This window comes from Fervidobacterium sp. (genome assembly GCF_059913585.1).
On the sequence record NZ_DBOLZL010000014.1, the window covers coordinates 103,559 to 115,733 of the forward strand.

The following is a 12,175-nucleotide window of genomic DNA, read 5'->3' on the forward strand; positions in this document are numbered from 1 at the left end:
CACTTTACTAATAAAACACCTCCATTTAAATACTTATAGGTTCCATCGAGTCAAATTCTTCTGTTTATTCACATTATTCACACTATTCACACCATTATCGGTTGTTGTTCGAAATCCATACCCGCTGAGCGGACTGACTTATCAGGGTAAAGGAACGTATATATATCGCTGGCAAGGATGTCCTTTTCAAACTGCCACAAGTACAACTCACGGTCTACTTGCCATTCTCGTTTTCCTTCATTTCTTTGCTTTTCAACCTCTTCCAAAACTTGTTTGTAAAGTGATGCTGTGGCGATTAAAGGTATTTCCGATTTTCTCTTTATCTCCTTGAGCAATTCTCGTCCCTTGTTATTAAATCCCAAAATTCTCAAATACTGTGGACCCAATACGTTTGATTTTTCCATCTGTTCTTTTTCTAAATCAAATAACACATGCAAGATGGCGCGTCTAATTCTTGAATACGTGAACCTTTTGGCTTTTACTAATTCTACAAACTGTTGCAAATCGCCAGTTTGCCTTGCCGCTTCCCAAAATCTAAGGTCAAGCCCCTCGTTGAAACTGTATATCTTCTCAAAATCTTCTCTTCTCATCTTTCTAAACATAGCAATCACAAACTCCAAATATTCCCAAAAGATAGGTCCTCTCCCTTTGCTAAATTCTTCTTTTAGTATTTCGTACGTCGTGGGAGGAATCGCATCTTTTGCCGCTTCAAACTCCCCTGCCTTAATGACTTTTCTGATAGCCGTTGCCGAAGATAACTTTCCTTTGAATACTGGGTCATTGTAATCAGCTCCTATTCTGTTAATTACGTGGGGCTCTATTGAACTGTTGTATTTCATTAAAGCTTTCAAATATTCAATTCCGAGGATATCGTTAGATTTGGAAAGTTTCACTACTTCCTCGCTCAACACGCCCATTAGAGCGTATTTTCGTGCGTTTGGGTAAGAAAATCCCATCTTCAGTTGCTTTTTGAACTCCGCTTGAAACTCAGGCGTTTGATTGACAAGCATATGTGCGACTTTTTTCAGAAACTCGATATCACCACTTTCGCTCCCGAAAACGATATCTGTAACAACCCTGGTTTTGTGGAGTATCCCAACGGAGCCTAATGCGAATCCTCCAGCATCTTGAATCGCATAAACCGTTGGAAGTTCTAAGACAAGGTCTACACCGTTTAGTAAGGCTATCTTGGCACGTGCGTATTTATTTACAATCGCGGGCTCACCACGTTGGCAAAAATTCCCACTCATTACAGCGACCACGTAATCTGGGTTGACAAGCTTTATCGATTCTCTTAAATGGTGTAAGTGACCATAGTGAAACGGGTTATACTCTACAACAATTCCAAGCACTTTCATATTCCTTACTCCTCGAACTCTCTTCTCATTATCGTGTATATCAAAACAAAGAGTATTAAATTATACGCAAAATAAACAGCGCCCAAGTACATCATTTCAACGGTGTTTCCATGTTCGCCAAGTAAATCCAACCCTATCCACGTTGGTCCATTAAATGCCAGTTTGTACACCTGAACGCCTAACGCTATGCCGGAAGCTATAAATGAAAGGATTATAAACAAAGAGGAATTTCCATCTGCTGCTTTTGAATAAGGATACACTGCCAATAAAAATCCACTTAACGTTATCATCGCTAACGTGAAAAGTAAAAATCTCGAATCTAAGAACGTGAACCCTGTGAGGTTTGATACAATTGGTGAAATGTACATCACAGCAAAATAAACAGCTGTGGATATAAATCCAAAGACAAAGGTTATGAACCCCACAAGGATTATCAAATAAAACTCCCATTTCGGTAATTTCGATTTTTCTTTGCCAAAAACCCGACTACTTTTAGAATGTCTTGAGTGACGTTCCCTTTGGACATCAGCGCTGAAATTCTCTTGGCTCATCTCGGCATCCTCCTTTTAACTTACTCTCATTTCGTTTTAAATTATACCAGATTTTTACAATTAGGTCTATTTAAACAAACGTAGTCGGTGCTTTGCTTTTCTTTTGTTTGCTTATCAATACATAACTTTATACTTTCAGATAAGGTGTTATAATTATCTTTGACAGAGCTCTTCAAAAAAGAGGTGATTTCATTGGCTATCTTGAACATGTTTACAGATACCACTTTTCGCGATGGTCATCAATCTTTGATAGCTACTCGAATGCGAACAAAAGATATATTAGGAATAATAGACGAAGTGGACAGTTTGGGCTTTCAAGCACTGGAAGTATGGGGCGGTGCCACGTTTGACGTTTGCGTCAGGTATCTAAACGAAAATCCTTGGGAACGTCTAAGACTCATAAAGTCAAAACTGAAAAATGCAAAAGCACAGATGCTCCTTCGTGGTCAAAATCTTGTCGGATACAGACATTACGCCGATGACGTTGTAGAACTCTTCGTTAAAAAGGCAATTGAAAATGGTATTCAAATAATTAGGATATTCGATGCACTTAACGACATCAGGAATTTGGAAAAAAGCATAGAAGTAGCGCTAAAATGTGGCGCACATGTTCAAGGAGCAATATCTTACACCGTTAGCCCCGTCCATACCATTGAGTACTATATGGACTACGCCCAACAGCTTGTCGAACGTGGGGTTCATTCCATATGCATCAAAGACATGGCAGGATTATTGACACCAAAAGTTGCTGGTGAACTGGTTAGAAACCTAAAACAAAGGTTTGATTTACCAGTCGAGGTCCATTCACATGCAACGGCAGGACTCGGAGAACTTGCTTATCTTGCAGCAATTGAAGCAGGCGCAGACATCCTTGACACAGCCTTTTCCCCATTCGGAATGACGACAAGCCAACCCGCTTTTGAACCTATCTATCACGCTTGGTCAGAATATAAACCTCTTCCCGAGATAGACTGGAAAAGGGTCGATAAGATTGTAAAATATCTGACCGAAGTAAGAAAGAAATACGAAGAATACGATGTAAAGATGTATAGCATAGACCACAGGATAATAACCTCACAAGTGCCAGGTGGGATGTATTCAAACCTTGTCAAACAACTCGCTGAACAAAAGATGCTCAATAAACTTGACGCTGTGCTTGAGGAAATTCCACGTGTAAGAAAGGACTTAGGCTATCCACCTCTGGTCACTCCAACTAGTCAAATAGTTGGTGTTCAAGCTGTCCTAAACGTTTTAACAGGCGAACGCTACTCAAAAGTAACAAGAGAAGTCAAAGACTATGTGCGTGGGCTGTATGGAAGACCACCTGCACCCATTGACCCCGAACTTGTAATGAAAATATTGGGAGATGAAAAACCTATAGAAGGAAGACCTGCTGATTACATCGAACCAGAGTTAGAAAAGAGAAAAAGAGAGATAGGTCTTTTAGCTGAAACTGACGAGGATTTACTTATCTATGCGATTTTGGGAGAAGTTGGTAGGCAGTATCTAAAAAAACGATATGATGAAAAAATATACGTCGATTGGTCGCTTGTAAATGAATACGAAGGAGGCTATCCAGTTTGATTGTTGGTTTGGGAAACGACATCGTCGATATCTCACGTATTGAGGAAAGACTCGAAAAACGAATTCTAACCGAAGAAGAAAAGAAAAACAAAAAAGGAAAGATAACGAAAGAATACATAGCTGGTAGATTTGCATTAAAAGAAAGTTATTTCAAGGCTCTCTATACTGGTATATCTGGTAATTCTTTTCAAGACATTTCTTTTCTTAACAGAAGCGACGGCAGTGTGTTTTTAATGCATCACAAATACAGACCTTCGAAAAATGGAGTCTACAACTTCGTTTACGCATCACTTTCACATGATTCATTCGCATATGCCACTGTATTGCTTGAAAAGATTGAAGGAAAGGTATTTATCGGTATAGGGACAAACCTTGGGAAGCGAGAAGAAAACATACAAAAGGCTCTTAAAAAGCTTAGCGAAATTTCAAAGATAGTGTCAGTTTCGAATATAATAGAAACGGAACCATATGGAAAAACAGACCAGCCAACATTTCTGAACTGTGTAGTAGAAATAGCCACTAACTTATCACCAAATGCTCTTTTGGAAGAACTGCTTAGAATAGAAAAGGAGATGGGGAGGGAACGTATCGAAAAGTGGGGACCAAGGATTATCGATTTAGACATTCTCTTCTACGGGAACTTAGTTGTCAAAAATGAAAAGCTAACGGTTCCGCACTATGATTTTGAAAACAGGATATTCTTTGTAAAGCCGATGCTTGAAATAGCGCCTGATTTTGTCCATCCCATTTCTTTGAAAACAATGAGCGAGATATTTGATGAGTTAATAAGCAAAAACTCAGATAGTAACACCCACACATTAAACAAATGGTAATTTTAAGACAATTTGGAGTGATTCACTATGGAAAATCAAACAGAACGTGATATATTAACTATCGAAAAGGAAATCGACGAAGCCATAGAAAGTGAGGATTACGAAAAACTGAATACCTTGCTTGATGAGCGTGAAAAGTTACTTCCAAAACTTACAGAAAATGAGCTAAGGGAGATCTATCAACGCGACCAACAGCGTATGAGAGTCCTTGAAGAGAAAATGAAGAAATTTAAAGAGACTGCAATAAAAACGGAAACAGGAAAAAAGATGGTTCAGTCTTACATTCAAACAGAAGACAAGGGCCAAGAAATAGATAGACGTGGTTAAGTGGGTATAAGCAAAATAGCGAAGAAATGAGAAAATATGAAATATATAGCTATTTTGAGTGAAGGGGGAGAACACTGATGGACGAAAGATATCAGAAGGCAAAAGCTAAATACGAAGAAGCTGTTGCAAAGTCGATAGCAAAAGTCCCTGAAAGAAAATCTCCGTTCATGTCCACATCGGGATACGAAATCAAGCGGGTTTACACACCCGAAGATATTCAGGACCTTGATTACGTGGAAGACCTCGGATTTCCCGGAGACTATCCATATACACGTGGCGTCCAACCTACAATGTATCGTGCAAGGTTCTGGACAATGCGCCAATACGCAGGTTTTGGAACCGCAGAAGAATCGAACAAAAGATATAAATACCTCTTGCAACAGGGGCAAACCGGACTTTCAGTTGCTTTTGACCTTCCAACACAAATAGGATATGACTCAGATGACCCAATGGCGGAAGGAGAAGTCGGAAGGGTTGGAGTCGCGATAGATTCGCTTGAAGATATGGAAATACTCTTTGACGGCATACCACTTGACCAAGTCAGTACGTCGATGACCATCAACAGCACTGCTATGATTCTGCTTGCAATGTACATCGCGGTAGCTGAAAAACAAGGGGTGTCACAAGATAAACTTAGTGGAACAATTCAAAATGATATTCTGAAAGAATACATCGCACGTGGAACGTACATATATCCACCCGAACCTTCCATGAGATTAATCACAGACATTTTTGAATACTGTTCAAAGTATATGCCAAAGTGGAATCCTATCAGCATCAGTGGTTACCATATTAGAGAAGCAGGTTCCACAGCAGTTCAGGAAGTTGCGTTCACCCTCGCCGACGGTATCGCATACGTTGAAGCTGCAATGAAAAAAGGACTTGATCCAAACGTGTTTGGCAAGAGGCTCTCGTTCTTCTTTGCAGCCCACAACAACTTCTTAGAAGAAATTGCGAAATTCCGTGCCGCAAGACGATTATGGGCAAAGATAATGAAAAACAGATTCGGAGTCACAGACCCAGAAGCAATGAAACTCAGATTCCACACACAAACAGGAGGTTCCACACTAACTGCCCAGCAACCACTCAATAACATCATTCGCGTAACGATTCAAGCGCTTGCGGCCGTGCTCGGTGGAACGCAATCGCTGCACACCAACAGCTACGACGAAGCGCTTGGTCTACCTACGGAAGAATCCGCAAGAATCGCGCTGAGGACTCAACAAATAATCGCTTATGAATCTGGCGTCGCTGACACAATAGACCCATTTGGTGGTTCCTATGTAGTGGAAGCAATGACAAACGAAATCGAAAAACGTGCAATGGAATACATAGAAAAGATAGACCAAATGGGCGGCATGATAAAGGCGATAGAATCTGGATACGTGCAAAAAGAAATCCATGAAAGTGCATACAAACACCAGCTTGCTGTTGAAAAGGGTGAGGAAATAATCGTTGGAGTCAACAAGTTCCAGATAGAGGAAGACTTGAAACAAACACAAATTCTCAAAGTAGATCCAGAGCTTGAAAAGAAACAAAAAGAAAGGTTGAAGAAACTAAAAGAACGAAGAGACAACGAAAAAGTGAAGAAGTTACTCAACAAAATCAAAGAAGTTGCAACAACAGATGAGAACCTCTTCCCATACGTGCTCGAGGCGGTCAAAGCTTACGCAACGGTTGGAGAAATTAGTAACGCACTGAGAGAAGTATTTGGAGAGTACACAGAAACAGTTATAATCTAGTTACTTAGGTGCATTCAAAAGCTGGTGGTCTTGAAAATATTGACAAAGGTAGTTTAATATATTTGAAAGGAGGATTGATATATATGGAAAAGGGCACATGGGAAATTAAGAAGGGTTTTGCTGAAATGTTCAAAGGCGGAGTCATAATGGACGTCACAACGGCAGAACAAGCCAAAATTGCAGAAGAAGCAGGTGCTGTTGCCGTTATGGCACTTGAGAGAGTGCCAGCGGATATAAGAAAAGCCGGTGGAGTTGCAAGGATGGCAAGTATTGCAAAAATTAAGGAAATCATGGAAGCTGTTTCCATACCAGTTATGGCAAAAGTCAGAATCGGACACATTGCAGAAGCAAAAATTCTTGAAGCCCTTGGTGTAGATTTTATTGATGAATCGGAAGTCCTTACACCAGCTGATGACAAATACCACATTAACAAACACGAATTCAAAGTTCCATTCGTATGTGGTGCAAGAAACCTTGGAGAAGCACTCAGAAGAATCGCAGAAGGCGCTGCAATGATAAGAACAAAAGGTGAAGCAGGAACAGGAAACGTTGTCGAAGCTGTTAAACACATGAGAACTGTCATGGCCGAAATAAGGAAAGTTCAAAACATGCCATATGAAGAAATAGTCACTTACGCAAAAGAAATCGGTGCTCCTGTCGAACTTGTCCAACAAGTAAAAGAACTTGGTAGACTTCCCGTTGTCAACTTCGCGGCAGGTGGTATTGCAACACCAGCAGACGCTGCACTCATGATGATGCTTGGAGCAGATGGTGTTTTCGTAGGAAGCGGTATATTCAAATCAAAAGACCCAATGAAGATGGCAAAAGCTATCGTTATGGCGGTTACATACTGGAACGACCCAGAAATGCTCTTGAAGATTTCCGAAGATATCGGAGAACCAATGGAAGGCTTGGAAATAGAAACACTCGAAGTAAGACTACAAGAGAGAGGTTGGTGAAAAATGGTAATCGGTGTTTCTGGCATACAAGGTGATTTCAGAGAACACAAATGGATGATAGAAAAACTCGGAATAGAGACCTACGTTGTGAGAACACCGGAAGACCTGGAGAAAGTTGATGGTCTAATTATTCCCGGTGGTGAATCAACAACAATGATTCGAATAATGAAACGCATAGGCTTATTTGATGCGCTAAAGGAAAAAATTCTCAAAGGATTTCCAGTTTACGGAACCTGCGCAGGACTTATCGTTCTTGCAAAAGAAATTGAAAACTACCCGCAAGAGTCGTTGGGGGTTATAGACATAAAGGTGCGCAGAAACGCATACGGAAGACAAGTTGACAGCTTTGAAGAATACATTGAAATCAATGGATTTGACAGACCATTCAAAGCTATCTTCATCCGTGCACCACGTGTTGAAGCCTGGGGTGAATGGGTAGAAACTCTCGCATTCCTTGATAACCATCCAATCATGCTAAGACAGAACAACGTGCTCGTTACATCTTTCCATCCAGAATTGACAGATGATACAAGAATACACGAATATTTCGTTCAAATGGTAAAAGAATATAGCAAATAAGAATCAGGTTATTATACAAAAGCCGCCACACGGCGGCATTTTTTGTTCTTTAAAGTTCCACAGTGTCAGTTTTGTTTTAAAAAAGAAATTTGGTATAATACGCTTGGTAATCATCCACAATTTAAAAATGAAAAACACTAACAACAAAACCAAAGAATTAGGTAGATATCTATAATTTCAGATATTTTTTGTCCAATTTTCGTATTTGACACTTCTCAAATACATGGTTAGAATATACCTGAAAATTGGAGTATTGTTGTCTAATTTAATTTCACAAAAAAAGACCACAAGACTATTTAAAAGTCTCATTTTTTGTTTTTGGACATCTTGTGAAAAATATCTTAATCCTGAGTGGGAGGGATGTTTGTGAGTTTTTCAGTTTTTATTGTGACATTTTTCACTTGGTTGGTTCTCACATGGACGATTGACCCTCAGGAAATCGTTGTAGGTCTCATCGTCTCGTTTGTCGTCTCCTTGGTATTCAAAAAGTACTACAACATCAAGTTCAGCAGGAAGTTCATCCCTGGGTTGTTCAAATTTCTTTTCATGTACGTTCCGGTCTTTGTTTGGGAGATGCTGAAGGCAAACCTCGACGTAGCTTCAAGGGTTGTTGAACCAAAAGTGAGGGTGAAACCTGGCTTTGTTCGGATTAAAACAGGTCTAAAGGGCGATGTTGCAAAGTTGACGCTTGCGAATTCGATAACGCTCACTCCTGGAACGATTACTGTTGATATTAAAGATGACGAACTTTATGTTCATTGGATTGAAGTTAAGGGGACTGATGAAGAGTCCAAGAAAGAGTTCTATGGAAAGTTTGAACGTATACTGAAGGGGGTGTACGAATGAGTGGAAGCCTCTTAATAGACCTTATCGTCTTCGGCCTTACAGGTTTTGGAATTTTCTTCTCACTTTTGCGGTTTCTTATTGGACCAACAAGTTTCGATAGACTTATGGCAATTGACATGATGAATGTAATGATAATCGGGCTTATTTCACTTTTGGCATATATGTTTAAAAACAACATGTACATGGATATCGCAATACTTTATGGATTGCTTGGGTTCATAGAAACCATAGTCTTCGCAAGATATTTGGAAAATCAAGCTAAAACATTCAACGATGGTGCTGAAGCAAAATCAGTGGACGGTGATGCAAAATGATACAGTTAATACAACAGATGGTAGGCTACACATTAACAGGACTCGGTGCACTTTTCTATTTTTACGCAGGGCTCGGTCTTTTGAGAATGCCTGATTTCTATACTAAATTGCAATCGTCAACAAAAGCAACAACACTTGGTACATTCTCACTGGTGCTCGGGATTGGAATACTTAACCCATCTTTCCTTGGTAAATCTCTGTTGCTGATTGTTTTTGTTGCACTCACGAACCCGGTAGCCTCTTCCGTTATGATTAGGGCTGCGTACAAAAACAAAGTACCTGTCTGCAAAGAAACAACGGTTGACGAAATTGCTTCGGTAATTACAACTCAAGAAAGTCAAGGAAACGGTGGTGAGAGTCATGAGTAAACTTGTAGAATTCTTTACCAATCTTGAACTTATCGATTGGATATTTTACCTGATAGGTGGACTCATGATTGTTTTTTCAATATTTGCAGTCGAAGCAAAGAGAATTTTTGATTCGGTTCTCGCTCTTTCTGCTGTGAGTTTACTTTCGGTTTTGCTTTTCATTGTGTTGAAAGCTCCAGATGTTGCTATTACTGAAGCCGCTGTGGGTTCTGGTCTTGCAAGTGCTGTCATGATTTTCGCCCTCTTCAGAATGAAGGCAGGTGAAAAGAAATGAGAAGGATTTGGGCAATTCTTATAAGTGCTGTGTTTCTTTACTTCTTTTTAGGAACTTACTTTCCAACGCTACCGGATTTTGGAAACATCGACATGTTTAGAAGGGTATCCTTTGACTATATCAGCAAATCAACAACAACAAATTATCAACCTGTTGAGTATAAGAAATCCAAAGGGTTAGAAGAGGGTAGTGCAAACGTTGTTACATCAATCGTTGTAAATTACCGTTCATTCGACACACTTGGAGAAGTTACCGTCCTCTTTGCAGCAGCACTTGGAGTAGGAATTCTCGCAAATATCAAAAAACGAAGAATTGAATTCGAAGAACATAAGGTATTATCCGTCGCAACAGGTATAATTTTCCCACTGATACTACTCTTTGGTGCCTACGTATTCATCCACGGTCACCTTACTCCAGGTGGCGGATTCCCGGGAGGTACGGTTATCGCCTTAGGTGTCTTGTTATTAATTCTTGCCAAAAACGAATTTAAAGTCACAGATGTTGCCAAACACACGGAACAAATCGCTGGTTCTGGCTATGTGCTAACTGGACTTATTGGTATGGCAGTGGTTGGTGTTTTCCTTGCAAACTTCCTCCCAACAGGAACTATCGGAAATCTCTTTAGTGCAGGTGTAGTGCCTATTGTCTACTCGCTTATCGGTTTCAAAGTTGGAGCCGAGTTGTCGAGTCTTGTATCTGATATGAGGGAGGGGGATAAAGCATGATATACTACATTGCCTTCATTCTCATCGGTATCGGTTTGTACGGAATAGTCTCCCAGAAAAATCTGTTTAAACAACTCGTCTCGTTAACAATAATAGACACGGCTGTAAATATCTTCATCGTGTCACTTGGGTATTTGCACGGTGCGGAAGCGCCTATTTATTCTTCTGTAACTCCCTTAGCTAACTTCGTCGACCCACTTCCACAAGCTCTCGTTCTCACAGCAATTGTTATAAGTGTTGGAACGTTGGCAATTGCCGCTATGCTGTTGGTACACATAAATGAAGAGTATGGCTCAGTTGACGCCGAAGAAATTCGTGCAGCAAAGGAAGTGATAGAATGATAGCGTTGCTCATTGCTGTTCCTCTTGCATTTGGATTTGCAACTGTTGCATTTCCCAAACTGAGTAGATACATTCTCCCATTCGTTGCACTTTTCAACTTGGTGCTTTTGCTTGGTTTCGTTCATCCAACCCAGGTTACGGAAATAGGCAAATGGCCTGCGGCATACGGTATTGTTCTTGTGCTTGATAATGTTAACTATCCGTTCCTTATCTTCGTTAACTTAGTGTTATTTGCACTCTCCATTTCAGCAACCTATGAAGACAAACTTGGCGTGCTTTTGCTTGTTTTAACAGCTGCGTTGAATGGCTTACTCTTAACAGGCGACTTCTTCAACTCATTCGTCTTCCTTGAAATCATCGCTGCGGTTGCTTATGTGTTGGCGTCTCAGAACAAGAATTCTTACGCTGCGTTTAAATACCTTATCTTCGGTTCTTTTGCCGGCATACTTTACCTTATAGGTGTTGTTTCGATGTATGTCTACGCCGGGACACTTAATATGGCATATGCGGGTTTCATCGCTTCACCTGAATACGTTCAAGTTGCGGGCATTTTGATTGTTATAGCCCTCCTTGTCGAGTTAAAGATACTACCATTGGGACTTTGGGCTCCTGATGTTTATTCTAACGGTTCAACAGTTACACCCGTTGCACTTGGCAGTGCGATAACAGTTGCTATCTTTTACTTGTTTTCCAGGATATTCTTTAATGTTTTGGAACCTGTCAAGCCCATGCCGGTTTATATACTCTCATTGATATCAATAGCATTTGCTCAGCTAGCAGCAATGAAACAAAAAACATTGGGCAGGACCCTTGCATATGCATCGATTGCGGGAGCAAGCACGGTTATGGCAGCGCTCTCTTCCGGTGCATTTGGAGTAGAAACTATCGCATCCGCTGCTTATCTATACCTTTTCAACGAAGCAATCTCTATGTTCATTCTTTTCACAATTTACGGTTACCTCAACCACAAAGGTTTCAAAAATAATTCAGTTGCAGGTATTGCGTTCTCGCTTGCCTCAATATCACTCATTGGATTCCCGCTAACTGCCGGTTTTTGGGCTAAGATTAACTTACTCACTGCTCTCTTTGAGGCAGGGGATTACATACTCCCGGCTATACTACTCGCTGCAACAGTTATTGAAGCAGGATACTTAATTAAATGGAACGTTGACCTTTGGTATGTCGATAACGATAGCGAAACTGAAGAAATTTATCTTCCATTCGGAGCACAAGTCGTTGTTTTGTTATTTGCTCTCGCACTCGTTGTAATAGGTTTTATGCCAGATTTAATCATTGCTTACACAAACAAGATAGCATCCCACATCTTTGATTTCAAAACATACTTCGACACGATACTGAAAGGGGGTATGTGAT

Annotated in this window: 15 protein-coding genes; 13 read left to right on the forward strand and 2 right to left on the reverse strand. The window is 40.3% G+C overall.

Going from position 1 to position 12,175, the window contains the following annotated elements:
• Positions 1-86 precede the first annotated feature (86 nt).
• Together AC3M61_RS05240 and AC3M61_RS05245 are read right to left on the reverse strand one after the other, a co-directional pair.
• The gene (locus tag AC3M61_RS05240) at positions 87-1,358 is read right to left on the reverse strand and encodes a nucleotidyltransferase (protein WP_500779830.1); all 1,272 of its coding nucleotides are present in this window, start codon (positions 1,356-1,358) and stop codon (positions 87-89) included.
• Between the two features lie 5 nt (positions 1,359-1,363).
• On the reverse strand, positions 1,364-1,909 hold the full coding sequence (locus AC3M61_RS05245; RefSeq protein WP_500779831.1) for a hypothetical protein: 546 nt from the start codon (positions 1,907-1,909) through the stop codon (positions 1,364-1,366).
• Between the two features lie 207 nt (positions 1,910-2,116).
• Between AC3M61_RS05245 and AC3M61_RS05250 the strand changes: the two genes are divergently transcribed.
• From AC3M61_RS05250 to AC3M61_RS05310, 13 genes are all read left to right on the forward strand, one after another.
• Positions 2,117-3,493, forward strand: coding sequence for a pyruvate carboxylase subunit B (locus AC3M61_RS05250; RefSeq protein ID WP_500780019.1), 1,377 nt, complete (start codon positions 2,117-2,119; stop codon positions 3,491-3,493).
• Positions 3,490-4,326, forward strand: coding sequence for a 2-amino-4-hydroxy-6-hydroxymethyldihydropteridine diphosphokinase (folK, locus tag AC3M61_RS05255; protein WP_500779832.1), 837 nt, complete (start codon positions 3,490-3,492; stop codon positions 4,324-4,326). The genes AC3M61_RS05250 and folK overlap by 4 nt, the downstream gene beginning before the upstream one ends.
• Positions 4,327-4,353: 27 nt before the next feature.
• The gene (locus AC3M61_RS05260) at positions 4,354-4,653 is read left to right on the forward strand and encodes a flagellar protein FliT (protein ID WP_500779833.1); all 300 of its coding nucleotides are present in this window, start codon (positions 4,354-4,356) and stop codon (positions 4,651-4,653) included.
• 77 nt (positions 4,654-4,730) lie between these two features.
• The gene (locus AC3M61_RS05265) at positions 4,731-6,395 is read left to right on the forward strand and encodes an acyl-CoA mutase large subunit family protein (RefSeq protein WP_500779834.1); all 1,665 of its coding nucleotides are present in this window, start codon (positions 4,731-4,733) and stop codon (positions 6,393-6,395) included.
• 83 nt (positions 6,396-6,478) lie between these two features.
• Positions 6,479-7,354 carry a pyridoxal 5'-phosphate synthase lyase subunit PdxS gene (gene pdxS, locus AC3M61_RS05270; RefSeq protein WP_500779835.1) on the forward strand — a complete coding sequence of 292 codons (876 nt, stop codon included), beginning with the start codon at positions 6,479-6,481 and terminating at the stop codon, positions 7,352-7,354.
• Between the two features lie 3 nt (positions 7,355-7,357).
• Complete coding sequence (gene pdxT / locus AC3M61_RS05275; protein ID WP_500779836.1) at positions 7,358-7,933, forward strand: pyridoxal 5'-phosphate synthase glutaminase subunit PdxT; 576 nt, start codon at positions 7,358-7,360, stop codon at positions 7,931-7,933.
• A 360-nt stretch (positions 7,934-8,293) separates the two neighbouring features.
• Positions 8,294-8,779, forward strand: coding sequence for a Na+/H+ antiporter subunit E (locus tag AC3M61_RS05280; protein ID WP_500779837.1), 486 nt, complete (start codon positions 8,294-8,296; stop codon positions 8,777-8,779).
• The gene (locus tag AC3M61_RS05285) at positions 8,776-9,093 is read left to right on the forward strand and encodes a cation:proton antiporter (protein WP_500779838.1); all 318 of its coding nucleotides are present in this window, start codon (positions 8,776-8,778) and stop codon (positions 9,091-9,093) included. Before AC3M61_RS05280 ends, AC3M61_RS05285 begins: the two co-directional genes overlap by 4 nt.
• A complete protein-coding gene (mnhG, locus tag AC3M61_RS05290; RefSeq protein ID WP_500779839.1) occupies positions 9,090-9,461 on the forward strand; it encodes a monovalent cation/H(+) antiporter subunit G in 372 nt (123 codons plus the stop codon). Before AC3M61_RS05285 ends, mnhG begins: the two co-directional genes overlap by 4 nt.
• Positions 9,454-9,735 (forward strand): hydrogenase subunit MbhD domain-containing protein, encoded by a 282-nt coding sequence (locus AC3M61_RS05295; protein WP_500779840.1) that lies wholly within the window; start codon positions 9,454-9,456, stop codon positions 9,733-9,735. The genes mnhG and AC3M61_RS05295 overlap by 8 nt, the downstream gene beginning before the upstream one ends.
• Positions 9,732-10,460 (forward strand): hydrogen gas-evolving membrane-bound hydrogenase subunit E, encoded by a 729-nt coding sequence (gene mbhE, locus AC3M61_RS05300; RefSeq protein WP_500779841.1) that lies wholly within the window; start codon positions 9,732-9,734, stop codon positions 10,458-10,460. The genes AC3M61_RS05295 and mbhE overlap by 4 nt, the downstream gene beginning before the upstream one ends.
• On the forward strand, positions 10,457-10,801 hold the full coding sequence (locus tag AC3M61_RS05305; protein WP_500779842.1) for a sodium:proton antiporter: 345 nt from the start codon (positions 10,457-10,459) through the stop codon (positions 10,799-10,801). The genes mbhE and AC3M61_RS05305 overlap by 4 nt, the downstream gene beginning before the upstream one ends.
• Complete coding sequence (locus AC3M61_RS05310; protein ID WP_500779843.1) at positions 10,798-12,174, forward strand: complex I subunit 5 family protein; 1,377 nt, start codon at positions 10,798-10,800, stop codon at positions 12,172-12,174. Before AC3M61_RS05305 ends, AC3M61_RS05310 begins: the two co-directional genes overlap by 4 nt.
• Position 12,175: the final 1 nt, after the last annotated feature.